Source organism: Tomitella cavernea, assembly GCF_016599145.1.
Taxonomy (GTDB): Bacteria; Actinomycetota; Actinomycetes; order Mycobacteriales; family Mycobacteriaceae; genus Tomitella; species Tomitella cavernae.
The window spans coordinates 71,346-96,198 of record NZ_JAENKO010000008.1 but is presented as its reverse complement, the minus strand read 5'-3'; the positions used below and the strand labels follow the sequence as shown (position 1 = coordinate 96,198).

The window sequence follows — 24,853 nt, the reverse complement described above, 5'->3', positions numbered from 1 at the left end:
CGTAGGGCCTCCCTGGAAGGCTGGTGTGTGGTCAGAGACCACCAGCATCCAGGGAGGCCCGCCTCATGCGACGGAGCGACCCAGACTGGGGAATTTCGGTGAGCACAACTGGGGAATTTCAACGAGCATCATCACTGTCTCGATGAAGTGGGCTATGTGCATCTCGATCCGCGTGGGGCGGAGTTGTTGTTCCAGGTGATCACGGCCCGGGAGGAACGTGCCTCGATCGCGTGCGCATCGAACGCCCCATTCTCCGAGTGGGGAGCCACGTTCACCGACCCGCGACTCGCCGCGGCGGTGGTTGATCGGCTCACGTTCAATGCGCACATCATCTCCACCGGCACCGATTCCTACCGGCTGGCCAGCACCGCCGGCAACCGGCCGCCGAGGAAGGAGACCACGCCCGCCTGACGCGGCCGCCACGGCCACATCGGACCCCGCCATCAACCGTGTCCGGGGTGGGGCCAAATCAAATCAGCACGCCGGGGCCAAATGGGGTTGTCATACTCACCCGTATTCAATACTTGAGGTGGAAAGGCGCGGCCATCGTTCAGGAATGGCCGGAGGACGACTGGATGCACACTCCTGACATGCTCGATGCGATTCGCAGTGTGTGGCACGCCGCTGACCCATTCAAGTACTGGCTAGACAGTTACGTCAACGAGTCGCCCGCACATCAATACTGACTAGCGAATCCCAGACACACTGCGACTCGGTTGATCCAGGACGAGTCTCATGAACGTGCGGTAACCCTAAGCGATTCGGTGTATCTTGCAGACGCAAGCCACTACAGGATCGGCTCGTGGTCAACGTCGTCGTCCCAATAGTTGAAGCGGTCGCCGAGGACGCTGAGGAAGGAGCGCGGCTCAAACCGGGCGAGACGGAGTTCAAGTCCGAGTCGGCGGGCGGTAGTTGCGGCTGCGTTGGCGAGGTGGAACCACATCTGGTCTTCGGTAAACGCGTCGGCGGGCGTCTCGGCGTCATCGGAGCGCTCGTCCTCCTCCATGATCGTCCGAAACTTGTCGATGTCGGCTTGAGTGATGGACCGGGTCATGTTCAGCCCGCGGGACACGGCGCGCTTATTTACCACGATGTTTGCGATCGCCGTAAGGAGATGCCAGTCCTTCCAGCCCTCAGCGCGGAGATCGGAAACCAGTCCCATAAACCGCGAGTGTGCGGCGAGTCTCGGCAACGTCAAGCGAACCGGCCGAAGCAGCATCTCGTATCGGTCCTCGATTGCTTCGAGCGCGGCGGTGTGATCGTACGCGGCGGCGTGTGCGGGAAGCCTCGGCGTCAACTCCGGCGGAGGCTGGGGCGACCGTCGCCGGCCTGGTTCAAGGATTCCGGCTGAGAGAACACGGATCTCCTCATAGACCTCGTCTTTGTGGAGATCGACGAGCTCGTCGTAGGGCCGTACGCAGGTGAGCATGTGTGGGAGTCCGCGCTCGAACGTCCTCTCCAACATGGCTGTCAAAGCCGGTCGACCGAGGAGAGATTGGGTGACGAGCACCTGTATCGCCGCGGAGACGACCTCAAGCTGGTCCGCGTCGACAGCAAGAGCGCCGCCGCGCGTGAGCCGCACTCGGTGCCCACTCGCACCTGGATCGCGCTCCCCTGCCCGAAGGAACACCTCCTCAGAAGCCATCCGAGAGTCAGAGACTTCGATCTCGACGCAGATCTCGCCGGGCACCAGGAGTAGGTCCTCGGCGGCGAGTTCAGCCAGCACGATCTGCGTCGCGGCAACGAACCGTTCCGCGGCGAGCACATGCGCCCTGTCGTTCGGGGTGGTGACGACCCACACGTTCCCCAAAGCCGCCCAGCTGTATTCGCGGACCGCTCCCACATCGGAGAAGGGCCGTCCGAGTCCGCTGCGATCAGCCGAATCTACGGAGGCGCGTTCATCCAGAGGCTCCACCCCGGCGACCGTCTCGAGCATCGGTTCGACTAACGCATCAAGGTTTGTCGACTGGACCACAGGATCGATCACCGACAACACCGCCGGCCGAAGAGCTGCCGCGGTGCGGATGATGAAGCACTGGTCAACGACCATGTTCTCGAAGTACGGGTATCGCTCGAAGCTCCACGAGTCGCCCGCGAGCTGCGACTGCGCCCAGATTCCGATCCGAAACGTGTGGGTCGCGGTCAACCACTGACCGGCCTGGTGCTCGTACGTTGCGGTGAGGATGATGCCCCGCGCCACAAGTACCGCGAGGCCAGGGTCGTCGGTCCCCTTGGCGATCGATGCCGCGCTCATGGCGTATTGCTTCGCAGCAAGGGCGAACCCAAGGTCGCTGTACACCTTCGAGGCAAGCAGCATCATAATCGCAGCACCCTCCGCTGCGTCACCATTGAGCCAGTTCAGCTTCGCGGCATGGATCTCGCGCAGCGCATCCAAAGGCCTGTCAGCCTGAAGCAGAGCGACAGCCCTGCTCTGTGTCCGATCCCCCGCCGCAGCCTTCCCTTCACGCTCGACGGTTGCGTCATCGAGGGCACTCCGCACCCGGAAGTAGTCCGGGTGGTCGATTAGGGCAGGTGCCGTGAGGTCGAATATCGACATGAGTTGCTCGAGTGGTGCCATCGGCGCTTCAGGCAGCGACGTCACCAAGTCGACTAAGTGGGCCATGGCTGCATCGAGGTCACGCAGCTCGCCAATCTCCGGCGAGGCAGAGAGGGGACGCCCTTCTCGCTTAGCCTCGCTCATCTCGTGATAGATGTCGAACATCCTAGGGCCAGCGACAGTGAGCTCATCGAGGTCATCCGTTGTGAACTCGCGAGGACCGAGCGCGAGCATCGCTGCCGTCCCAAGCAGGCTCACCCTGGTGTTCTCGCCGGGAGCTGCGGCGAGCTCGCGCCCGAGAATCGCCTGCAGGTTGTCGGCCCACCCCGCCACTTCTTGGACCGTGACGGTGGTCTCTCCGCGTGGCTGGTTCGCCTGAGCGAGACGGAGAAGTGTGATGGCGTCGACGAGTACCCCAGAGTCGGTCGGACGCGACGCGAGCCGATCAAAGTACTCCCGCAGTGCGCCATCGACAGGCTTCAAGGTGTTGAGCCCGAACGCGGTGGCGATGATGATCTCGTAATCGATGCGGTTGATCACGCTTGCATCTGACCGTGCCGCGTCGCGCAGAGCTCGAGCCGACCCAAGCCAATCCGGCAGATCGGCTCGCACCTCCAGATTAAAGCTGGAGAACCGAAGTGCCTCCCGCAGATCGAGGAACTCTCCCATCGACCCCACATGCTCCGAGCGCGTGCGCCACTCGTCGCGGGTCTCGACATACCACTCAGGCAGGTCGCCGTCGGCCTCGTCTCGCTCTGGTGCCAGTGTGGACGGCACGTGCAAGAAGTCCACGGCGAGGTAGAACAGATCCGGACTCGCGAGCTCGTTCGCGATCGCCTGCGCATCCCAGATCTCTAGGCCGATCGAGTACTTATTCCGCGCGTGCGCCTGCAGCTCGTGTCGTTTCGCGGTGTCGACGGGTGTGATCGTGAAGTAGATGACGCGGTCGACGGGCTCGCCATTGCCGCAGATCTTCGAGAGATCCGCCCGGACCTTCGACGGCACGTTGTCACGTTGTGCCGTGACGGCGAGCACGACCGCTTCCTCCGTCGCGAGCGCAGTGAAGAACGAAGTATCCGGTAGCTCCTTCGCCAGCATGCTCCAGAAGCTCTCAGCATCGCGTCCCCCGTCTCCGCCGGCGGCGACGGGACCGGTCGCGGGAATGACGTTGCTTACGAGGCGGCGGCGGGTCAGTCCCAAACACAGTTGCTCGAACGGGTGGTGAGCATTCGTCTCCCCCAGCGACCCAAGATGGAAGCGAATCTGCGTAGCGAGCTGGGTCGGACTGTTCAAGAGAGAGCCTCCAAGGTGCGGGACTGTCATCTTCCCATCCGTTTCCGACAGGACGGCCCTACTCCCGCCACGAGGCATTCAGATCCGATGTTGCGGACATTAGGGTCGACTGCAGGGCCTCGCTGAGAAGTCGCCAACGTACCCGAGGCGTCGGCACAGCACTCGCCAACTGGAAGAGCTCTTAGCGCACCGACGTACTGCGGCGCTCAACTAGCGTTTCCGTTGGCAGACCGGGCAGAAGTGGCTCGAGCGGTTCATGAACTTCTCCCGCACGATGGGGCTCCCGCAGCGCGTGCAGGGCTGCCCTGCAAGTCCGTAGACGTTCAGGCTCCGGGAAAAGTATCCGCTGCTCCCTGCCACGTCAACATAGAGAGAATCAAACGAGGTTCCGCCTTGAGCGAGTGCGGCGGCCATGACGTCTCGCGCAGCATCGATCACAGCCGAGATCCTTGGCCTGGACAGCGAGGACGCCGTCGTTTCGCCGTGCACTTTGGCGGCCCACAGCGCTTCGTCGGCGTAGATGTTCCCGATGCCAGACACGAGGGTCTGGTCCAGCAGTGCGCGTTTGATCCCGGTCCGCCTGGTCTTGATTCGCGTGACCGCAGCTGCCTGGTCGAACTGCGGATCGAACGGGTCTCGCGCAATGTGAGCGATCGGCGACGGCAGCGCCGCTCCCCCTTCGTGATACATCAGGTGACCGAACGTGCGCTGGTCGTCGAAGCGCAGGTCGCTGCCGCCATCGGTGAAGGTGAATCGTGCCCGCTCGTGCCGAGCGATCGCAGCGTCGGGCGACGTGATGAGCATCTGCCCGCTCATCCCCAGATGCATGAGCAGCGCGTCCCGATCACCCAAGACCAGCCAGAGATACTTGCCGCGACGCGCGATCCCCGTGACCGTCGCACCAACCACCCGAGATGCAAGATCCTCGGTTCCGGCCACATGGCGACGCACGGCCCGCGGATGGCGAATGACCACCGAGGCGACAGTACGGCCGGACACGTGCTCGTCCAGCCCCCTGCGCACAACCTCGACCTCGGGAAGTTCAGGCATCGTCAGGGCCTTGTCGCGTCCGCGAAGCAGTTCCGATGCGTCATGCTCCCTGCCCCCTGTTGGACGCTGCACGGGCTTCGCTGTGCACAGGCGAACCCTCTACTTCCTCCACTGGCATGTGCTCACTCGGCTCTTGCGATCGGCCATGCTCGCGCTCGAGCACGTGATCTGAGAACACCTGCCGGAGTGCCTCCTTTTGACCGTCGCTGAATGGCACTGCCCCCTCGCGGATCCGGTTCACATGCTCAGTGTGACTGTCGGGCCTGAACTTCTCATCGAGTTCAGATCTGCGGACGAAGCTCTTCACCGCCCGACGGCCATCCGTACCCGACGCCACCCTCTTCCACGCCGAGAGCTTTCCATCTCTGACCCATCGACGAATCGTCCACACAGAGCAACCGACCCACTCCGCCGCCTCAACAGCATCCAGCCAGTCATCTCCGGCGCTCACCACCGTCCCCGACGTGGGATCGGCGGAACCTGCGACTCCAGAGCGATCTCCATCTTGCGGCTCCACATCCGTGAGATACGACCGTCGCACGAGATCCGTCATCGCAGCGTGGAACTCTTCGCGCCGCAGCCGACTCCACCCCACAGTCAGCTCATCGAACACCTGCTCCTGCCACGCGTGAGCCTCTCGCAGGACCGCGTCGCCGTTTGGCGTCAGGGCGACCTCGCGTTTACGGCCATCGGATTGCGCGGTCGCCATCACCACATAGCCGGCGTCAACCGCGCTCTTCACCAACCGGGACGCGCCACTCTGGTCGATACCGATCTCGCTCGCAACGGCATTCACCGTCGCGGACCGTCCACGGTCGATCAGGGAGGCCACTGCCTCCAACACCAACAGAAGCCGGCCCTGCTCGGCAGTGGCAACGTCGCCAGTGGTGGAGCGGCGTGACCAGTGCCTGACGAAACTGAACAAGAGCTGTCCCGACCCGGTCTTGCTCATTTGAACGCAGCAATCTCACGACAGACGCGGTCCACGTCGAGCGACGACCTCAGACCAGGCAATCGCAGTGCAGCTGTGACCTTCGCATTTGCGATGCGGAGCACCGTCGCGGCACACGTAAGGTCGCCCGAGCGCTCTGCTCGATGCCACCCTCCAACTGCCTCTTCCGGCTCTGATCTCATGACAGATAATGTATGCCATTCACATACATCTGACGGGGTGCCGCAGATCACCCGATCCAGGCACCCCCTGGATCGCCGCCGACTCAGACCAAGAAGGAGCCACGACGAAGCCACACTGACGGAGCCTCTCTCCCCACTGACCTGCTACAACGCGGTACTGGGAAGGCCGTGACCGACTTCTGCCTCGACGGACTGTACGTCAACATCAAGGTCTTGGGCACTCGAACGACCCCCTCACCAAGGGGCAGGAATCGCGATGACAATGCATGACTCGCGCAATCGGAGATCGCCCCTCTTGCCGCACCCACATCCTTTTGCCGCACTCAATCGTGTCAGCGTTTTCGCTGGCAAACAGGGCAAAAATGGCTTGAACGGCCCATGAACTTCTCACGCACGATGGTCGCACCACATCGGTTACATAGCATGCCATGACGGGCATAGACATCCGTGTGGGAAGAACCGGACTGCCCGTTGACGTTGACGTACAGCGCGTCGAAGCTGGTGCCGCCCTGCGCGAGCGCGTCGGCCATGACTGCGCGTGCGGCTTCGACGACGCGGGTGAGCGCCGGGCGAGTGAGCGAGTTCGCCGGCCGGCCGCCGTGCACGCGCGCCCGCCACAGCGCCTCGTCCGCATAGATGTTCCCGATGCCGGAGACCACCGTCTGGTCCAGCAGCAGACGCTTGACCGCGGAGCGCTTCGACTTGAGCACGCGCACCACAGCGGCGACGTCGAACCGCGGGTCCATCGGATCGCGCGCGACGTGGGCGACCGGCGCGGGCACCGACGTGCCGTCCACGTCGACGAACGGCGCCGGCAACCACCAACCGAACGTCCGCTGGTCCACGAACTCCACGCGCACCAAGTCCCCCGGCTCCGGGCCGCCGCCCAGGTCGAGAACGGCCCGCAGGTGCCGGTGCGCAGTGACACGCTCCGCCGCGGGCGCGGCCGGGGCCGCACCCACCGGAACAGGAACCTCCGGCACTGGAGCATCCGCCACGGCGCCGCCTGCCGCGCTGCGGACGAGCATCTGCCCGCTCATGCCCAGGTGCACGACCAGCGCGGACCGCCCGTCGTCACCTGCAGGCTGGCCGAGCAAAGGAAGCGGCGCGCCGTCCAGCTCCAGCCACAGGTACTTGCCGCGGCGGCCCACACCGGTGACGACGGCCCCGCCGAGCCAGGACGCCATCGCCTGCGCGCCCGGCTCGAACCGCCGCGCCGTCCGCTCGCTGTGGACGGCGGCGGAGACCACGCGCCGCCCGAGCACATGCGGCGCCAGCCCGGCGCGGACCACTTCCACCTCGGGAAGCTCAGGCATCGCCCACCGGTCCTGTCAGCTTTCGCCCACGCCGGCCTCGTCCGGCGCGGGGAACTCCTCGGTGATCCGGTTCCACGCCTCCGCGGCGGCCTTCTGCTCGGCGACCTTCTTGGTGCTCCCCACCCCCACGCCGAACGCGCGCTCGGCGACGACGACGGTGGCGGTGAACTCGCGCTGATGGTCCGGGCCCGTGCCCTCGATCTCGTACCGCGGCACGCCGAGATCCTTGACGGCGGTGAGCTCCTGCAGGCTCGTCTTCCAGTCCAGCCCGGCCCCCAGGCGGGGCGCCCGCTCGATGAGCCCGGCGAAGAGCCGCAGGACCATCTCACGCGCGGTTTCCAGGCCGTCCTGCAGGTAGACGGCGCCGATCAGCGACTCCATGCCGTCCGCGAGGATGCTGGATTTATCGCGTCCGCCGGTGAGCTCCTCGCCCTTGCCCAGCCGCACATACCGGCCGAGCCCGCCAGGCCCCAGCCCGCGCGCCACCTCGGCGAGAGCGTTCATGTTGACGATGCTCGCGCGCAGCTTGGCCAGCTCGCCCTCCGGCCGCTCCGGAAAGCTCCGGTACAGGTGTTCGGTGACGACCACGCCCAGGACCGAGTCGCCCAGGAACTCAAGGCGCTCGTTGGTGGGCAGGCCGCCGTGCTCGTGCGCGAACGACCGGTGGGTCAGTGCAAGGGTGAGCAACTCACCTTCGACATCGATGCCGACCGCAGTCACCAGTGGACCGTGGTCGGCATCGTGGGTCGACGCACCCCGCCGCGTCATACGGCCGAGGTGACCTGGCGCCCCTTGTACGTCCCGCAGGACGGGCAAGCCGTGTGCGGGGGGATCTTGGCGTCGCATCCACGGCCGGCGCAGGTGACCAGCGTGGGCGCGGAGGTCTTCCACTGGCTGCGGCGCGACCGGGTGTTGGAACGCGACATCCTGCGCTTGGGAACGGCCACGGCTTAACTCTCCTCGGTTCGGTGGTCTGTGTCTTCCGGGACGTCGCGACGGGGCGAACTCCGCCCGCGCTCCACGTCCCGGTCCTCGGGCTGCACCGCCGCATCATCGAACTTCGCGGCGAGGGCGGCCCAGCGAGGATCCATTGTGTCATGCCCGTGCTCGGGACCTGCAATCGCCAGGTCGATTCCGCATACAGAGCAGAGCCCGGGGCAGTCGTCCCGGCACAGCGGCTGCAGCGGAAGGTCCACCCCGACCCCGTCGACGACGGTCTGCGCGATGTCGATCAGGCCGTCGACCACGCGAGGAACCTCGTCCTCGTCAGTGGTCTCCTCGGTGACGCTGTCCGGGAATGCGAACAGCTCCGTGAGCTCGAGGTCCACCGGTTCCTCGACCGGTTTCAGGCACCGGGCGCACTCGCCGACGGCCGTTCCGGACACCGTGCCGGATACGAGCACGCCCTCCATCACCGATTCGAGGCGCACGTCGATGTCGAGCGGGGCGCCTTCCTCGATGGCGATGAGGTCCAGCCCCAGCCTCTGCGGCGCGCGCACGGCGCGGTGCGCGGCCTCCATCTGTCCCGGACGGCGGCCCAGCGGACGCACGTCGAAGACGAAGGGGCTGTCCACGTCCGGGCGCGCGGCGCCATGCCCCTCGGCCGAGCGGGGTTCTGCGGGATCTGCGTTGCGGGGCACGAGCCTCTCCGTACGATCAGGGGTGGATGGTCGGTTTGGACGCGAGGGTTCAGGCGGGTCCGATGCCAGACAGCCCTCCCGCGTACGGCCGTGTCCACCACGGCGCCTGCGCCGTGGTGTGCCGGAGGGCCGCACAGGACATCGAACGCGGCCGGACCAGGCTACTCGATCCGCCCGGTTCGCGCTCCTGCGGGCACCACAGGCCTACCGGGAGTTGCCGTACCGCTGCCCCGCGCCGAAATCTGGCTGGCCGGTGCTGCGCAGCTGCTGACGGCCACGCCCTACCGAGCGCAGCGTCCCGGAGAGCAGGTCCTCGAACTCGGCCAGCTTCGTATCGACGTACACGTCGCATTCGCCGCGCAGCCGCTCGGCCTCCTCGTGCGCCTCGTCGACGAGGCGGGCGGACTCGGCGTGCGCGGACTGGACGACCTCGCTTTGCGAGACCAGCCGCTGCTGCTCGGCCGCGCCCTCCGCGATGGCCCGCTCGTACGAGGCGTTGCCGGCCTCCATGATCCTGTCGGCCTCGGTGCGGGCCCGCCCCGTGGTGGCCTCGTACTCGCGGCGCCCGGACTCCACGGCCCGGTCGGCGTCCGCCTCCGCCGCGGCCACCAGCTCCGCCGCGTGCGCCCGCGCGTCCTCGACCATCCGGTCGGCCTGGTCTTTCGCATCGGCGACCATCCTGTCGGCCTGCTCGCGCGCGTCGGCCAGCGTCGCATCGGCGTGCTCGTTGGCCCGCCCGACCAGGTGGTCGGCGTTCTCCCGCGCCTCGCCGAGCATCCCGTCGCGCCGGTCGAGCACGTCCTGCGCGTCGTCGAGCTCGGGCGGCAACGCCTCCTTGATGTCGTCGAGCAGGTCCAGGACGTCCCCGCGGGGCACGACGCACCCCGCAGTCATCGGCACCCCGCGCGACTCCTCCACGATCACGACCAGCTCGTCGAGCGCCTCGAATACCCGGTACACCCTTACCCCTTCTCGTCGAATCCCGTCCGCCTTGCCGCGCCGGTGCTTCCCGGTCCAGTCTGCCCGCATCACCGCCCCGGCGTGCGACGACGGCGCCGGTGTGTCGCGCCCGCAGTCCCGGCCCCGGCACGGACCGCCGCAGATGGACCGCCGCGCCACCTGCCAACGCGAGCGTCGCCCGGCGGCGCGTCGCACACTCCCCGCCCGGCGCGAGACGCCTCACATCACGCGGCCGACGGCGGCACCATCAGCGCGCGGCGCGCTCCGCCAGCCGCCGGAGCAGCGCCGCGTGCACGTGCTCCGGCAGCATCCCCTCCACGTCACCACCGAAGGTCGCGACCTCTTTCACCAGCGAACTCGACAGGTAACCATACTGCGGGTCGGCGGGCACGAAGAAGGTGTCCACCCCGGTCAGCGCCCGATTCATCTGGGCCATCTGCAGCTCGTAGTCGAAATCGTTCGCGCCGCGCAGCCCCTTGACGATAGCGGTGACGGCGTTGTGCCGCGCGTATTCGACGAGCAGGCCGTGCCAGGCGTCCACCCGCACGTTGGGCAGGTCGCGCACCGCGTCCTCGAGGAGCGCTATGCGCTCGTCGACGCTGAACATGCCCTGCTTGGACTTGTTGATCATCACCGTGATGATCACCTCGCCGAACTGCGCCGCGACGCGCCGGAAGACGTCCAGATGACCGTTTGTCACGGGGTCGAAGGACCCGGGGCACACCGCAATGCTCATGAGCCCAGACCGTAACAGGTGGCGATCTCGATCCGGGTCTCTCCGTAGCGTTTGACGGCGACGTCGCCGTACTCCTCGGGCCACGGCGTCGCCGCGCTGCGGGACGCCCGTTCCACGACCACGATCGCCCCGTCCGCCAGCCACCCGGCCGCGAGCGCCTCGAGTGCCGCGGCGACCTCTGCAACCGGCACCGCGTACGGCGGGTCGGCGAACACCAGGTCGAACGGCTGCGGCGCCGGCTTCGCCAACGCGTCCGCGACGGTGGACCGGCGCACATGTGCGCCCCGTAGCCCGGTGGTCGTGACGTTGGCCGCGATCACGCGCGCCGCCCGTACGCCGGATTCCACCAGCAATGCGCCCGACGCCCCGCGTGAGAGCGCCTCGAGGGCCAACGCGCCTGAGCCCGCGTAGAGGTCGAGCACCTGCATGCCGGTGAAGTCGATGCGCGCGTCGAGGGCGCTGAACAGCGCTTCCCGGACGCGGTCGGAAGTGGGGCGGGTGCCGGCGCCGGGCACCGCGAGCCTGCGTCCCCGTGCACTGCCCGTGATGATCCGTGTCAGGGTTCGATCACCACCAGCAGGTCGCCGCCCTCGACCTGGGCGACCTCCGCGACGGCGGCGCGCGTGACGGTGCCCGCCACCGGCGCGGTGATCGCCGCCTCCATCTTCATCGCCTCGATGCTCCCGACGACATCGCCGACGGACAACCGGGCCCCCGCCTCCACGGCGAGGGTCACCACCCCGGCGAACGGCGCGGGCACCTGGCCTGTGGCCGTGCGGTCGGCTTTCTCCGCCTGCGGCCGGGCGTCCTCCACTGCGCGGTCGCGCACCTCCACCGGGCGCAGCTGCCCGTTGAGCGTGCACATCACCGTGCGCATGCCGCGTTCGTCCGGCGGCGAGATCGACTCGAGCCCCACGATCAGCGTCTTGCCGGGTTCGAGTTGCACGCGATGCTCCTCGCCGGAGACGAGCCCGTAGAAGAATTCGCGCGTGCCGATCGAAGCGGTGTCGCCGTACTGCTCGCGGTGGGCCGCCATCCCCCGTGCCGGCCCGGGGAACAGGAGCTCGTCGAGCATCGCCCGGCGCCCGGCCGAGTCCCCTTCCAGCGCGCTCCGCTGCTCGGCGGTGATCTCGGCCATCTGTTCGGGTGCCGCCCGCCGTCCGCCGAGCACCGCGGTGCGCAGCGGTTCCGGCCAGCCGCCGGCCGGCACGCCCAGGTCGCCGCGGAAGAATCCGGTCACCGAATCCGGAATGTCGAACGAGCGCGGATCGGCGGCGAAATCCGCCGCCGACGCGCCCGCCCCGACCAACGCCAGTGCCAGGTCGCCGACCACCTTCGACGACGGGGTGACCTTGATCAGCCGGCCCAGCATCCGGTCCACCTCGGCGTATGCGGTCTCGATGTCCTCGAACCGGTCACCCAATCCCAACGCGACCGCCTGGGTGCGCAGATTCGACAGTTGCCCGCCCGGGATCTCGTGGGTGTACACCCGGCCCGTCGGGGCGGGCAGGCCCGCCTCGAACGGCGCATACACCCGCCGCAGCGCTTCCCAGTACGGCTCGAGCGCGCACACCGCCGCCAGATCGATACCCGTGTCCCGGCCGGTGTGTGCGGTCGCGGCGACGATCGCCGACAATGACGGCTGACTCGTCGTGCCCGCGAGAGGCGCCGCCGCCCCGTCGACGGCCGACGCGCCGGCGGCCGCGGCGGCCAAGTAGGTGGCCAGTTGGCCGCCCGCGGTGTCATGGGTGTGCACATGCACCGGCACGTCGAATTCCCGCACAAGCGCGCCCACCAGGGCGGTGGCCGCCGCGGGGCGCAGTAGCCCGGCCATGTCCTTGACGGCCAGCACGTGCGCGCCGGCATCGACGAGTCGCTCGGCGATGCGCAGGTAGTAGTCCAGGGTGTACAGGTCCTCGGCCGGGTCGGCCAGATCCCCCGTATAGGCGAGCGCCGCCTCGGCGACCGCGGTGCCGGTGGCGCGCACCGCGTCGATCGCCGGGCGCATCTGATCGACGTTGTTCAGGGCGTCGAAGATCCGGAAGATGTCGATGCCGGTGGCCGCGGCCTCGGCGACGAACGCATCCGAGACGGCGGCCGGGTACGGGGTGTAGCCGACGGTGTTGCGGCCGCGCAGCAGCATCTGCAGACAGATGTTCGGCACCGCCTCGCGCAACGCGGCCAGGCGGTCCCACGGATCCTCCTTGAGGAACCGCAGCGCCACATCGAAGGTGGCGCCGCCCCACGCCTCGATCGACAACAATTCCGGGGCCGTCCGCGCCACATACGGGGCCACCGCCACCAGGTCCCGGGTGCGCACCCGGGTGGCCAGCAGCGACTGGTGCGCATCACGGAAGGTCGTGTCCGTCACGCCCAGGGCGGGCTGATCGCGCAGCGCCGCGGCGAACCCTTCGGGGCCGAGCGCGGCCAGGCGTTGCCGCGAGCCGTCCGGCGGGGCCGCCGACAGGGCGACCGCCATCTGCTCGGCCGCGGGCAGTTTCACCGTGGGCCGCACTCCGGCGGGCCTGGGCCCGTGCGGGGTGTTGACGGTGACGTCCGCGAGGTATTCGAGGATCTTCGTGCCCCGGTCCGCCGAACCCCGGGCGCCGAGCAGCTGCGGATGGGCGGCGATGAAACCGGTGTCGACCACGCCGGCGGTGAAATCGCCGTCGTCGAGCACTGCCTGCAGAAACGGGATGTTCGTGGCCACCCCGCGGATGCGGAACTCCGCGAGCGCCCGCCGCGCCCGGGTGAGCGCCCCGGCCCGGTCGGCGCCCCGGCAGGTGAGTTTGACCAGCATCGAGTCGAAGTAGGCGCCCACCTCGGCGCCCACGGACGTGCCGCCGTCGAGGCGGATCCCCGCCCCGCCCGGGGTGCGGTACGCGGTGATCCGCCCGGTGTCCGGGCGGAAACCGTTGGCCGGGTCCTCGGTGGTGATCCGGCACTGGATCGCCGCCCCGCGGATACCGATCGCCTCCTGGGAAAGCCCGATCTGCGCGAGCGTCGCCCCGGCGGCGATGCGCATCTGCGCGCCCACCAGGTCCACGTCGGTGATCTCCTCGGTGACGGTGTGCTCGACCTGGATACGCGGGTTCATCTCGATGAACACGTGCCGGCCGGCCGCGTCGACCAGAAACTCCACCGTCCCGGCGCAGGTGTAGCCGACGTGGCGGGCGAACGCGACCGCGTCGTCGCAGATCCGCGCCCGCAACCCCGGGTCGAGGCCCGGGGCGGGGGCCTGCTCGATGACCTTCTGATGCCGGCGCTGCACCGAGCAGTCCCGCTCGAACAGGTGCACCACCTCGCCGGCGGTGTCGGCGAGGATCTGCACCTCGATATGCCGCGGCGCGATGACGGCCTGTTCGAGATACACCGCCCCGTCCCCGAACGCGGTGGCCGCCTCATGCGACGCGGCCTCGAGCGCGCCGGGCAGATCCGCCGGATCGTCGACCCGGCGCATGCCCCGCCCGCCGCCGCCGGCGACGGCCTTGACGAACACCGGAAAGTCCATCGCCCCGGCCTGCGCGACCAGGCCGTCGAAGTCCATGCTCGGCGCTGTCGAGGCGAGTACCGGCAGCCCGGCGGCGCGGGCCGCCTCGATGGCGCGCGCCTTGTTGCCCGCCAACCGCAGGCACTCCGCGTCCGGGCCGATGAACGTGATCCCCGCCGCCGCGCACGCGTCGGCCAGCCCCGGGTTCTCCGACAAGAACCCGTAGCCCGGATACACCGCGTCCGCGCCGCACTCGCGGGCCACCCGCAAGATCTCGTCGACGTCCAGATAGGCGCGCACCGGATGGCCCGGCACACCGATCTGGTACGCCTCGTCGGCCTTGAGCCGGTGCAACGAGTTGCGGTCCTCGAACGGATACACCGCGACCGTCTGCACACCGATCTCGTACGCCGCGCGGAACGCGCGGATCGCGATCTCACCGCGGTTGGCCACCAGAACCTTTGTGAGCATGCCTGCAAACCTACCTTCCGTGCGCCGGGCCCCCGCCCCGCGCGCAGGAGCCGTACTGTGGCTCAGGCGCGGAAGAGGAACTCCCCGCGCTCGGTCCCCTCCACCGTCGAGACCATCTCCGCCAGGCCGGGATGCCGGGTGAGCTCCGGATCCCGCTGCACCATGTCCGCGGCGAACTCGCGGGCGTCGAGGATCACGTCCTCGTCCTCGAGCACCGACAGCAACCGCAGGCCGCTGGTGCGGCCGGACTGCGCGGTGCCCACCACGTCGCCCTCGTGGCGCAACTGCAAGTCGAGCCGGGCCAGCTCGAAGCCGTCGGCGGTGGCCGCGACGGATTCCAGCCGCGCACTCGACGGCGCTCCGGCCGGGCGCCCGCTGATGAGGATGCACAACCCCGGGGCCTGTCCTCTGCCGACCCGTCCGCGCAACTGGTGCAGTTGGCTGACCCCGAAGCGTTCGGCGTCGAGGATCACCATGACGGTGGCGTTCGGCACGTCCACGCCGACCTCGACGACGGTGGTGCTGACCAGGACGTCGATGTCGCCCTCGGAGAATCGGCGCATCACCGCGTCCTTCTCGGCGGACGGCATCCGGCCGTGCAGCAGTCCCACGCTCACTCGGGACAGTGCGCCCTGCACCAGCTTGTCGTACACGTCCACCGCGGCGTTGGCGTCGGGCTGCGGGGCCTTGTCCGCGTCGGCCCCGCCCGCGCCCCGCGCGGGCTCCGGCGGCGCGGCCCCGGGGGTCGACTCGGACCCGGGGGTCGACTCGGATCCGGGGGTCGACACGGATCCGGACGCCGGCTCGGAGGACGGGTCGCCGATCCGCGCGCACACGATGTACGCCTGCCGGCCGTCCGCCACCTCCTCGACGATCCGTTCCCATGCCCGCTTGACCCACCGTGGGTTGTCGGGCATCGACACCACCGACGTGCGGATCGGAGACCGCCCGCGCGGCAGCTCACGCAGGGTGGAGGTGTCCAGGTCGCCGAACTGGGTGAGCGCGACCGTGCGCGGGATCGGCGTCGCCGTCATCACGAGCAGGTGCGGCGCGAACCCCGCACGTGCCTTGCCATGGAGGCGGTCGCGCTGGTGCACGCCGAACCGGTGCTGCTCGTCGACCACCACCAGGCCCAGGTCGAAGAACGTCACCGCGTCCTCGAGCAGCGCGTGCGTGCCGACGACGATGCCGGCCTCGCCCGAGGCGATCTCCAGCAACGCGCGCCGCCGCTCGGCCGTGGGCATCGACCCGGTGAGCAGGGTGACGCGCGTCCCGTCCTCCGCCCCGTCGAGCTGGCCCGCGCGGGCCAGCGGACCGAGCAGCTGCCGGATGGACCGGGCGTGCTGCACCGCCAGCACCTCGGTGGGCGCCAGCATGGCGCACTGGTGGGCGGCGTCGACCGCCTGCAGCATCGCCAGGACCGCGATCACGGTCTTACCGGATCCCACCTCGCCCTGCAGCAGACGGCGCATGGGGACGGCGCCCTCGAGGTCGCGGCGCACCTCGGCGAGCACCTGCTGCTGCCCTTCGGTCAGCTCGAACGGCAACCGCGCGGTGAACGCGTCCACCGCCGCCCCGGTGCGCCGTGCGCCCGCCGGCGCCTTGCCACGCTGGTCTTCGGCGCGCCGCCGGGCCAGCATGAGCTGCATCGATGCGGCCTCATCGAAACGCAGCCGGCCCCGCGCGGCCGCCGCCTCGCCCTCCGACGACGGCCGGTGGATGCCGCGCAGCGCGGCATCCAGCGACACGTGCCCGTACCGCGCGACGATGTCCTGCGGCACCGGGTCCGCCACCGGCTCGAGCTGATCGAGCACCTGGCGCACGCACCGCATGATCGTCCACGTCTGCGCCTTGGCGGACGCGGGATAGATGGGCAGCAGGGCACGGTCGAGGTCCGCGGCGGACAGGCCGTCGCCCGAATCCTGCAGGGCCTCCGCCATCCGGGCGAGCGACCCGCCGCCCTGCACCCGCTGGCCCGGGGCCAGCAGCGCCCCGTCGCCGGCGCGCGCCTGCGCGGACTCCGGCAACAGCAGATAGTCGGGGTGGGTCAGCGTCAGCCGGCCGTTGAAGGTGCCCAACTGCCCGGAGAACAGACCGCGCCGCCCCACCGCGATGTGATGGCGCACCTTGTGCGGGCTGAAGAACGTCACGCCGAGGCGGTTGCGGCCGTCGTCGAGCACCGCCCGGAGCAGCTTGCGGCGTGGATCGCGGCGGATGGGCCTGATATCCGCCTCCACCACCCGCGCCGCGATGGTGACGTGTGTGCCCGAGGCGAGGTCCTCCGGCGCCATCAGGGAGCCGGCGCGCAGATACCTGCGCGGATAGTGCCGCAGAAGGTCCCCGGCGGTGCGCAGCTCGAACTGGTCCGCCAGCACCGCCGCCGTCGCGTCACCGAGCAGCAGGTCCAGCCTGTCCGTGAGCGTCGCCACCGCCGCCCCCTCCGTTCTCCCGCGTCGGGATCCGCGGGGCCGTCACTCGACCCCGATCTGCAGCACGTCGCCCGACTGCAGACCAGGGAAAACCGACAGCTCCACCGCCGGATGCCGCTGCTCCACGTGCGCGCGGGCAGCCGACACCAGCTCATCATCCGCCGCGGCACCGACAAGAAGCGTCACCAGTTCCCCACCCGTGCCGAGCATCAAGTCCAGCAGGGTCGTCACCGCCGTCGACGCGCGGGGCTCGACCACCATCACCTCGCCGCCGATCACTCCCAGCGCATCGCCCGGTTCGCATGTTCCGGACCACGTCAACGCGCGCGTGTCCGCGACGCGCAGGTGCGCGCAGCGCGTCGCGGCGGCGGCCTCCGCCATCGCGTAGGTGTCGTCGCTCGACGGGCGGTGCGGATCGTGCACCGCGATCGAGGCCAACCCCTGCACCGCGGACGAGCACGGCAACGGCAGCACCTGCTGCCCCTGGCGCCGGGCGGCGGCGCTGACCACCACCAGGTCCTCGGAGCGCACGAGTCCGTTCGGCAGCACGAGGACCTCGCCGGCGTCGGTGTCCCCGACGGCGGCGAGCAGAGCCGAGCCCGAGGCGGAGCCGTCGACGGGCAGCACCCGCGCGCCCGCCGCCTCGAACAGCGGCACCGCGCCCGCACCGTCGACCACCGCCAGCACCGCGCGCCCGGGGCGCAGGCCCGTCTGCCGGCGCTGCTGCACGCCCAGATGCGTGATGCGGACCTTCCGGATCCGGCCGGCCTCGAGCCCGCTGTCCACGGCCAGCCCCGCGTCCCGCAGGTGCACGTGCACGGACCGGCCGCCGGTGCCGTCGCCCACGATCACCACCGAGTTCCCGACCGCCTCCAGCCTGCGGCGCAGCGCGGCCACGGCCGTGTCGTCGGCGTCGTCGAGCAGGTACATCACCTCGTACTCGTCCGCACCCGCCGCGCAACCGTGCGCGGACTCCGGGTCCGCCGCCGCGGACAGATCCAGCCTAGTTATCGCTGCGCCGGATCGCCCCAGCGCCGCGTCGACCGACCGGACGAACGTCGGCCGCTGCACCCGCTGCCCCGACAGCGTCTCGGCCAGGCAGTCGAGAACCACCAGCAGCCCAAGACCGCCCGCATCCACCACGCCGGCCGCCTCGAGGACGTCGAGTTGGCGTGTCGTCCTGCCGAGCGCCTCGTATGCGGCCCCGGCCGCGGCGCGCGCCGCGGCCGTGAGCGTCTCCTCCCCCGCGCACCCCTGCGCGGCCGCGTCGATCACGGTGAGGACGGTGCCTTCCATCGGCATGCTCACAGCGTTGCGTGCGAGCAGCGCCCCGCGCGCCAGTCCCGCGCTCAGCCCCCGGCCGTCGAGGCCGCCCGCCCGGCCGTCGGCGGCCGCCTCCTGTGCAAGGCCCATGAGCACCTGAGACAGGATCACGCCGGAGTTCCCGCGCGCCCCGTCCACCGCGCCCGCGGCGAGATCCTGCAGAGCGGCCGCGGCCGTCGGCGCCGCCGCACCCCCCCCGGAACCCCCGGAGACCTGCTCGGCCGCGGCGGTGAAGGTGTGCATGACGTTGGTCCCCGTGTCCGAATCCGGCACCGGGAACACGTTGAGCGCGTCGATCTCCCGGCGCCTGCAGGTGAGCGCGTCCACGCTCGCCTCCGCCCAGCGCCGGACCGCCGCCGCATCGAATACGTGATCGCGCACTGCCGGATTCCCCCCTTCGCTGATCCTGTCCGGGTACCGCGGCGGACACGTATGCTCGCGCCGTGGCGGACGGTGCTGCCGCCCGCACCGCAAGGCTAGTGGTGGCGGGCGCGGTTTGGCGCCGACGGCCGCGGGGCGCTATTCTTGCACGGTTGCCTCGACCCGAGCACGGCTGCGCGCCACCCGCGTGCGGCCGTACCGCACGGGGCCGCTATCCTCTTTGCCGGGAAGGCTCGACTGCTCCGCCGGTAGGAAGAGATCGACTTACCTGCTTGCAGGAAAGACCTGACAACAACCATCCAGACTATTCGAGGAGTTCGACGACTATGGCTGCCGTCTGCGACGTCTGTGCCAAGGGACCCGGCTTCGGAATGTCCGTCTCGCACTCGCACCGGCGGACCAAGCGCCGTTGGAACCCCAACATCCAGACCGTGCACGCACGCCTGGGCAACGGCACCCGTAAGCGCATGAACGTGTGCACCTCGTGCATCAAGGCCGGCAAGGTCGCGCGCGCCTGATCCGCACATCGGCACCGTGTCCCGGTGCCCCGGACCCCCGCCACCGCACGGTGACGGGGGTTTCTCCGTTCACGGGCGCGCTACTGCAGCGCCCAGTCGACGGGGTCGGCCCCCTGCGCGATCAGCAGGTCGTCGGCCCGGCTGAACGGTCTGGAGCCGAAGAACCCCCGCGACGCGGACAGCGGCGACGGGTGGGCCGACTCCACCACGGGCACGTCGTCCAGCCACGGCTTGAGACTCTGCGCGTCGCGTCCCCAGAGGATCGCCACGAGCGGCCCGCCGCGCGCGACCAGCGCCAGGATGGCCTGCTCGGTCACCTCCTCCCAGCCCTTGAGGCGGTGCGACCCCGCCTCGCCCGGCCGCACGGTGAGCACCCTGTTGAGCAGCAGCACCCCGTTGCGGCTCCACGGAGACAGATCGCCGCCGTCCGGCACCGGCAGGCCGAGGTCCTCGGAGTATTCGCGATAGATGTTCGTCAGGCTCCGCGGGATCGGCCGCACCGACGGGTCCACGGAGAAGCTCAGGCCCACCGCGTGCCCCGGCGTGGGGTACGGGTCCTGCCCCACGATGAGGACTCGGACCCGGTCCATCGGCTCCGCGAACGCGCGCAGCACTGCGTCGCCCTCGGGCAGGTAGCCGCGGCCGTCGGCCAGTTCCGCGCGCAGGAACTCGCCCATCGCGGTGATCCGCTGGGCCACCGGCTGCAGTGCCGGCACCCAGGTGGGGTGGACGAGACGCTCGAGCGGCAGCGGTGCGGGACTTTGCACGGCCGTCACCCGATCCTGCGCAGCGCGGTCCGATAGTGCTCCGCGTTCGCGGCGTACATGTCGACGTTGACATGCAGATGGCCCTCCGGCACCGTGAAGTCCTCGCGGACGCGGGCGGGCACTCCCAGTGCCATCGACCGGTCCGGCACCACGGCGCCGAACGGCACCACCGCACCGGCCCCCACGACGGATCCGGCGCCCACGTGCGCCCCGTTGAGCACCACCGAGCCGGACGCGATGAGGGTGTCGTCCTCGATCACCGCCCCCTCCACGTGCGCGTTATGGCCCAGCACGCAGCGCGCCCCGATGATCGTCGGGTCGACGGGTGTGCAATGCACCACAGTCCCGTCCTGGATGTTCGTCGCCTCGCCCACCTCGATGCGGCCATAGTCGCCGCGCAGCACCGCGTGCGGCCACACGGAGGCGCCGGCGGCCAGGGTGACCGCGCCGATGACCACCGCGTCCGGGTGCACGTACGCGGACGGGTGGACGTCGGGGACTCTGTCGTCCAGTGCGTAGATCGCCATTCCAGCAATCTATCGCCTCACCGCCCGAAGGCGACCCACCCCGGTGCGCCGCCGTAGGCGGAGTCCCCGAAAAGCACCGCCGGCTCTGCGGGCGTCCGGCCGCTGCCCGCGGGCGCGTCCCCGGGGGCGTGCACCGTGCCGACCGCCCGCCACCCCTCGGGTAGCGGCCCGGCCGCGGGGAACGTCGCCGCGAGCGGATGGTCCTCGCCGCCGCCGAGCACCCATTCCCACGGGTCCGCCCCGAACGCGTCCGCAGCGGACCGCAGATCGTCGAACCCCGCGCCACCGCCGGCGTCCCCCCGCAGACGGGCGGGATCGACCCGGAGCACCACCCCGGAGTCCTCCGCTATGTGCCCCAGGTCTGCGGCCAGTCCATCGGAGACGTCGATCATCGCCGTGGCCCCCGCGGCGGCCGCCTGCGGCCCCGCCGCGTACGGGGGACGCGGACGGACGTGCGCGGCGATCAGTCGCGCCGCCACCGCATCGTCGAGTGCCACGGCGCAACCCGGCATGCCCCATCCGGCCTGCAGCAGCGCCAGCCCGGCCGCGGAGGCGCCGGTGCCCCCGCACACGGCGAGCACGTCCGAAGGGCGCGCGCCGGCGCGGCGCACCGCACGCCGCCCGTCCAGGGTGCCGAGCGCGGTCACGCTCAGCACCAACTGCCGCGCCTGCACCAGATCACCGCCGACGATCGCCGCCCCCGCGCGCGCCGCCTCCGCGCGGGCCCCCGCCGAGATCTCCTCCAGCACCCGGACGGGAGTCGACGGCGGGCAGCCGATCGCCACCAGGAAACCGGTGCAGCCGCCGCCCATCGCCGCAATGTCCGCGGCGTTCTGGGCGATCGCCTTGCCGCCCACGTCCGCGGGCGCCGACCAGTCCAGCCGGAAGTGCCTGCCTTCCACGAGCATGTCCGTGCACGTCACCACCCGGGAGTCCGCGGCGGAGAGCACCGCGGCGTCGTCGCCGGTGTCCAGGAGCACGGTCCGATCCGCGGCAGGCGGGCGCTCGCCGACCAGCCGTCTGATGACGTCGAATTCCCCCACCTCGGCCACCGTCGCTTCGTCCACTGCTGTGCGCATCCCCTTCCATGGCGGGCGGCGCCGGCGGGCATGGTGCACGCCGGGGTGATCCCGCCTACACGGGTACCGTGGTCGCCGGTCGCGATACTAGCCGGGGACCGCCCAGTGCCCGCGCGGCCGCCGATCGACCGCCCCGCGCCGCACCCGGCCCGGGGCTCCGAGGAACCCCCGCACCCACGAGGAAACCCGCCCACCCATGACGAAACCCGCCCACCCATGACGAAACCCGACGGCAGCTCCGGCCCTGACGACCCCCAGGACCCGCCCGGGACCCCGGCCGGGGAGCCGACGGCCGGGGAGCACCGCTTCCACCCGGCCGTGATCGCCACCGCCATCGCGTTGCCCGTCGCGCTGATCGTCGGCATCGTCGTCGCCGGGGTGCTGGTGGCCGGCTCCGACGACGCTTCCGACGACGCCGGGCCGGTGGCCGTCAGCGGCGCGGTGCCCGCCCCGGAGTCCGGATCCGACGCGTGCTCAACGCTTCTGGCGGCCATGCCGGACACCCTCGGCGACTACACCCGCGCCGAACTGGCCGAGCCGGCCCCGGAGGGCGCGGCCGCGTGGCGGCCGGACTCCGGCGCCGACGATTCCGCGGACCCCGCCGCCGCCGAGCCGATCGTGCTGCGCTGCGGGCTGGACCGGCCCGCCGGGTTCCGCCAGGGCGTCGGCATCCAGCAGGTGGACGCGGTGCAATGGTTCGAGGTCTCCGGCGCGGAGATCGGCCTGGCGTCGTCCACATGGTTCGCCGTCGACCGTCCCGTGTACGTGGCGCTGACGCTCCCGAACGGCTCCGGACCCGCCCCCATCCAGGAGATGTCGTCGATCATCGCGCAGGCCCTGCCGGCGCAACCCATCGACCCGGCCCCCGCCGCGCCCGCGCCGCCCGCCGGCGGCAACTGAGCGCACCCGTTCCGCCCGGCACCGCCCCGCGGGGCCCGCGCAGGACGGGAAAGCGCTCAGCGCAGGCCGGTGCCGCGCGCGGCAGAGGTGTCGATCATCTCGGTGAGCAGGTCGGCGTAGCCGGTACCGGCCGCCGCCCACATCTTCGGATACATCGAGATGGCCGTGAAGCCGGGCATCGTGTTGATCTCGTTAATGACGGGCCCGCCCGCGGTGACGAAGAAGTCCACGCGGGCCAGCCCCTGGCAGTCGAGCGCCCGGAACGCGCGGACCGCCATGGACCGGACCTCGTCCGCCACCGCGTCGTCGAATTTGGCGGGGATGTCGAACTCGCAGACGTCGTCGAGGTACTTCGTATCGAAATCGTAGAAGGCCCCGTCATCGGATCCGTCCGCATCGGCGTCGACCTCCGGCATGCGGATCTCGGCCAGCACGCTCGCCGACACCGTCCCGTCCGCGCGCTCGAGCACGCCGCACTCGACCTCGCGGCCGACGATCGCGGCCTCGACGATGACCTTCGGGTCGTGGCGCCGCGCCTCGGCGAGCGCCGCCGGGAACTGCTGCCAGGAGACCACGCGCGTGATGCCGATCGACGATCCGCCTCGAGCCGGTTTGACGAACACCGGCAGGCCGAGGCGCTCACGCTGCGGCGCAGTCAGGTCATCGTCGCCGCGGCGCAGCACCACCTGGGTGCCCACGGGCAGACCGTCCGCGGCGAGCAGCTTCTTCGTGAACTCCTTGTCCATGCCCGCCGCGCTGGCCAGCACGCCCGGGCCCACGTACGGAACGCCGGCGAGCTCCAGCAGCCCCTGGATGGTTCCGTCCTCGCCGAACGGGCCGTGCAGGACGGGGAACACCACGTCGATCTCATGCAGCACGTCGCCGGCGGCTCCGTCCGCCAGCGACAGCAGCGCACCGGCGCGGGTGGGGTCGGTGCTGAGGGCGACCGGCGTCCGGGTGGCGTCGACGGCGGGCAGCCGCCGCCCCTGGGGGGCCAGCTCCGGCACCTGACCGTGCGCACAGTCCGGCCCCAGCACCCACCGTCCGTCCTCCGTGATCCCCACCGCGACCGGTTCGAACCGGTCGCGGTCGAGGTGCGCGAGGACGCTGCCCGCCGACACGCACGACACCGAGTGCTCGCTGCTGCGCCCGCCGTAGACGACCGCGACCCTTGTACGACGATTGTTCACGTCCAGCACCGTACCTGCCGCCCCGCGCGGCCCGATCCGCCTATTCCGGCTTGATCCGCCGTCCGAGCAGCTGCACCAGCGCCTGCGACACCGGAATCCGCCCGTGGCACACCGAGTGCACGGCCTCGGTCAGCGGCATCTCCACCCCGTAGCTGCGGGCGAGCTCGAGGATCGACGAGCACGACTTGACGCCCTCGGCGACCTGCCCGTGCGTGGCCTGCTGCGCCTGTTCGAGGGTCTCCCCCCGGCCCAGGCGCTCGCCGAAGGAGCGGTTGCGCGACAACGGCGACACGCACGTGGCCACCAGGTCTCCGACCCCGGCGAGCCCGGCGAGCGTCTCGGGCCGCGCGCCGAGCGCCACACCCAGCCTCGTCATCTCCGCCAGGCCGCGGGTGATGATCGCCGCGGAGGTGTTCTCGCCCAATCCGATTCCGGCGGCCATCCCGCTGCACAGCGCGATCACGTTCTTGCACGCGCCGCCCACCTCGCATCCGGTCACATCGGTATTGGTGTACGGGCGGAAATACCCGGTGGCGCACGCCCGCTGCACGGCGACCGCGCGCACCGAGTCGGGGCACGCGATCACCGTCGCGGTGGGCTGCTCCGCCGCGATCTCCTTGGCCAGGTTCGGCCCCGACAGCACCGCGATCCTGTCGGACTCCGCGCCCGTGACCTCCGCGGTCACCTGGCTCATCCGCATCAGCGTGCCGACCTCGACCCCTTTCGCGAGGCTGAGCAGCGTGGCCGACGGTGGAAGATCCCCAGACCACGCGGCGAGGTTGCCGCGCAACGACTGCGACGGCACCGCGAGGACCACCACATCCGCGCCGTCGAGGGCCTCCGCGTGGTCGTGCGTGGCACGCAGCCCCTCGGGCAACCGCACCCCCGGAAGATAGTCCGGGTTGACGCGTCGCTGCGCGACGGCGTCCGCGACGTCCGCGCGCCTCGCCCACAGCGTCACCTCGGTGCCCGCATCCCGCAGCACCTTCGCATAGGCGGTGCCGAACGAGCCCGCCCCCATCACCGCCGCCTTGACCACCCGTCCCCGTCCTTCCTGGCGCGCCGCTCACGGCCGCACCGTGTGCCGGCCGC

20 protein-coding genes and 1 pseudogene are annotated in these 24,853 nt (G+C 70.4%); 3 read left to right on the top strand and 18 right to left on the bottom strand.

Annotated features, from left to right (window positions below; genetic code table 11):
- Positions 1–135: 135 nt before the first annotated feature.
- A pseudogene (locus tag JJ683_RS05320) lies at positions 136–411 on the top strand (ATP-binding protein); the annotation flags it as partial.
- 376 nt (positions 412–787) lie between these two features.
- Here JJ683_RS05320 and JJ683_RS05315 read toward each other — a convergent pair.
- The 13 genes from JJ683_RS05315 to JJ683_RS05255 form a co-directional block, all read right to left on the bottom strand.
- Positions 788–3,880, bottom strand: coding sequence for a hypothetical protein (locus JJ683_RS05315; RefSeq protein WP_200171927.1), 3,093 nt, complete (start codon positions 3,878–3,880; stop codon positions 788–790).
- 180 nt (positions 3,881–4,060) lie between these two features.
- Positions 4,061–4,900, bottom strand: coding sequence for a bifunctional DNA-formamidopyrimidine glycosylase/DNA-(apurinic or apyrimidinic site) lyase (gene mutM / locus JJ683_RS05310; protein WP_200171925.1), 840 nt, complete (start codon positions 4,898–4,900; stop codon positions 4,061–4,063).
- A gap of 40 nt (positions 4,901–4,940) precedes the next feature.
- Positions 4,941–5,852: a MarR family transcriptional regulator gene (locus tag JJ683_RS05305; RefSeq protein WP_200171924.1), complete on the bottom strand. Its 912-nt coding sequence runs from the start codon at positions 5,850–5,852 to the stop codon at positions 4,941–4,943.
- Between the two features lie 514 nt (positions 5,853–6,366).
- Complete coding sequence (gene mutM, locus JJ683_RS05300; RefSeq protein WP_200171923.1) at positions 6,367–7,350, bottom strand: bifunctional DNA-formamidopyrimidine glycosylase/DNA-(apurinic or apyrimidinic site) lyase; 984 nt, start codon at positions 7,348–7,350, stop codon at positions 6,367–6,369.
- A 15-nt stretch (positions 7,351–7,365) separates the two neighbouring features.
- Positions 7,366–8,118 (bottom strand): ribonuclease III, encoded by a 753-nt coding sequence (rnc, locus tag JJ683_RS05295; protein WP_200171922.1) that lies wholly within the window; start codon positions 8,116–8,118, stop codon positions 7,366–7,368.
- The gene (rpmF, locus tag JJ683_RS05290) at positions 8,115–8,297 is read right to left on the bottom strand and encodes a 50S ribosomal protein L32 (RefSeq protein WP_143908691.1); all 183 of its coding nucleotides are present in this window, start codon (positions 8,295–8,297) and stop codon (positions 8,115–8,117) included. The genes rnc and rpmF overlap by 4 nt, the downstream gene beginning before the upstream one ends.
- 3 nt (positions 8,298–8,300) lie before the next feature.
- Positions 8,301–8,990: a YceD family protein gene (locus JJ683_RS05285; RefSeq protein ID WP_372435242.1), complete on the bottom strand. Its 690-nt coding sequence runs from the start codon at positions 8,988–8,990 to the stop codon at positions 8,301–8,303.
- Positions 8,991–9,194: 204 nt separating this feature from the next.
- Positions 9,195–9,950, bottom strand: coding sequence for a DivIVA domain-containing protein (locus JJ683_RS05280; protein WP_200171921.1), 756 nt, complete (start codon positions 9,948–9,950; stop codon positions 9,195–9,197).
- Positions 9,951–10,197: 247 nt separating this feature from the next.
- Entirely contained in the window at positions 10,198–10,686 is a 489-nt protein-coding gene (coaD, locus tag JJ683_RS05275) for a pantetheine-phosphate adenylyltransferase (RefSeq protein WP_200171920.1), read from the bottom strand.
- Entirely contained in the window at positions 10,683–11,246 is a 564-nt protein-coding gene (rsmD, locus tag JJ683_RS05270; protein ID WP_200171938.1) for a 16S rRNA (guanine(966)-N(2))-methyltransferase RsmD, read from the bottom strand. The genes coaD and rsmD overlap by 4 nt, the downstream gene beginning before the upstream one ends.
- Positions 11,243–14,647, bottom strand: coding sequence for a pyruvate carboxylase (locus JJ683_RS05265; protein ID WP_200171918.1), 3,405 nt, complete (start codon positions 14,645–14,647; stop codon positions 11,243–11,245). Before JJ683_RS05265 ends, rsmD begins: the two co-directional genes overlap by 4 nt.
- A gap of 62 nt (positions 14,648–14,709) precedes the next feature.
- Positions 14,710–17,076 (bottom strand): ATP-dependent DNA helicase RecG, encoded by a 2,367-nt coding sequence (gene recG / locus JJ683_RS05260; protein ID WP_200171916.1) that lies wholly within the window; start codon positions 17,074–17,076, stop codon positions 14,710–14,712.
- A 42-nt stretch (positions 17,077–17,118) separates the two neighbouring features.
- A complete protein-coding gene (locus JJ683_RS05255) occupies positions 17,119–18,780 on the bottom strand; it encodes a DAK2 domain-containing protein (RefSeq protein ID WP_200171914.1) in 1,662 nt (553 codons plus the stop codon).
- Positions 18,781–19,106: 326 nt separating this feature from the next.
- Between JJ683_RS05255 and rpmB the strand changes: the two genes are divergently transcribed.
- Positions 19,107–19,298 carry a 50S ribosomal protein L28 gene (rpmB, locus tag JJ683_RS05250; protein WP_182348511.1) on the top strand — a complete coding sequence of 64 codons (192 nt, stop codon included), beginning with the start codon at positions 19,107–19,109 and terminating at the stop codon, positions 19,296–19,298.
- A gap of 80 nt (positions 19,299–19,378) precedes the next feature.
- Here rpmB and JJ683_RS05245 read toward each other — a convergent pair whose 3' ends face one another.
- Genes JJ683_RS05245 through JJ683_RS05235 form a run of 3 tightly spaced genes read right to left on the bottom strand, consistent with a single transcriptional unit; the run spans position 19,379 to position 21,671 of the window.
- The gene (locus JJ683_RS05245; protein ID WP_200171912.1) at positions 19,379–20,074 is read right to left on the bottom strand and encodes a uracil-DNA glycosylase; all 696 of its coding nucleotides are present in this window, start codon (positions 20,072–20,074) and stop codon (positions 19,379–19,381) included.
- A complete protein-coding gene (locus JJ683_RS05240; protein ID WP_200171910.1) occupies positions 20,071–20,592 on the bottom strand; it encodes a gamma carbonic anhydrase family protein in 522 nt (173 codons plus the stop codon). Before JJ683_RS05240 ends, JJ683_RS05245 begins: the two co-directional genes overlap by 4 nt.
- Positions 20,593–20,609: 17 nt before the next feature.
- Positions 20,610–21,671 carry a thiamine-phosphate kinase gene (locus JJ683_RS05235; protein ID WP_200171908.1) on the bottom strand — a complete coding sequence of 354 codons (1,062 nt, stop codon included), beginning with the start codon at positions 21,669–21,671 and terminating at the stop codon, positions 20,610–20,612.
- Positions 21,672–21,887: 216 nt separating this feature from the next.
- On the opposite strand from JJ683_RS05235, the gene JJ683_RS05230 reads away from it, so the two are divergent.
- On the top strand, positions 21,888–22,571 hold the full coding sequence (locus JJ683_RS05230) for a DUF3515 domain-containing protein (protein ID WP_200171907.1): 684 nt from the start codon (positions 21,888–21,890) through the stop codon (positions 22,569–22,571).
- 56 nt (positions 22,572–22,627) lie between these two features.
- Here the strand turns inward: JJ683_RS05230 and JJ683_RS05225 are convergent, their stop codons facing one another.
- Positions 22,628–23,761 (bottom strand): D-alanine--D-alanine ligase family protein, encoded by a 1,134-nt coding sequence (locus JJ683_RS05225; RefSeq protein ID WP_200171906.1) that lies wholly within the window; start codon positions 23,759–23,761, stop codon positions 22,628–22,630.
- A 40-nt stretch (positions 23,762–23,801) separates the two neighbouring features.
- Complete coding sequence (locus JJ683_RS05220) at positions 23,802–24,800, bottom strand: NAD(P)H-dependent glycerol-3-phosphate dehydrogenase (RefSeq protein WP_200171905.1); 999 nt, start codon at positions 24,798–24,800, stop codon at positions 23,802–23,804.
- Positions 24,801–24,853: the final 53 nt, after the last annotated feature.

Excerpts from the sequence above, each read along its gene's own strand:
- JJ683_RS05315 (WP_200171927.1), bottom strand. The coding sequence starts at position 3,880 with ATGACAGTCCCGCACCTTGGAGGCTCTCTCTTGAACAGTCCGACCCAG.
- mutM (WP_200171925.1), bottom strand. The coding sequence starts at position 4,900 with ATGCCTGAACTTCCCGAGGTCGAGGTTGTGCGCAGGGGGCTGGACGAG.
- JJ683_RS05305 (WP_200171924.1), bottom strand. The coding sequence starts at position 5,852 with ATGAGCAAGACCGGGTCGGGACAGCTCTTGTTCAGTTTCGTCAGGCAC.
- mutM (WP_200171923.1), bottom strand. The coding sequence starts at position 7,350 with ATGCCTGAGCTTCCCGAGGTGGAAGTGGTCCGCGCCGGGCTGGCGCCG.
- rnc (WP_200171922.1), bottom strand. The coding sequence starts at position 8,118 with ATGACGCGGCGGGGTGCGTCGACCCACGATGCCGACCACGGTCCACTG.
- coaD (WP_200171920.1), bottom strand. The coding sequence starts at position 10,686 with ATGAGCATTGCGGTGTGCCCCGGGTCCTTCGACCCCGTGACAAACGGT.
- JJ683_RS05265 (WP_200171918.1), bottom strand. The coding sequence starts at position 14,647 with ATGCTCACAAAGGTTCTGGTGGCCAACCGCGGTGAGATCGCGATCCGC.
- rpmB (WP_182348511.1), top strand. The coding sequence starts at position 19,107 with ATGGCTGCCGTCTGCGACGTCTGTGCCAAGGGACCCGGCTTCGGAATG.
- JJ683_RS05240 (WP_200171910.1), bottom strand. The coding sequence starts at position 20,592 with ATGGCGATCTACGCACTGGACGACAGAGTCCCCGACGTCCACCCGTCC.
- JJ683_RS05235 (WP_200171908.1), bottom strand. The coding sequence starts at position 21,671 with ATGCGCACAGCAGTGGACGAAGCGACGGTGGCCGAGGTGGGGGAATTC.
- JJ683_RS05230 (WP_200171907.1), top strand. The coding sequence starts at position 21,888 with ATGACGAAACCCGACGGCAGCTCCGGCCCTGACGACCCCCAGGACCCG.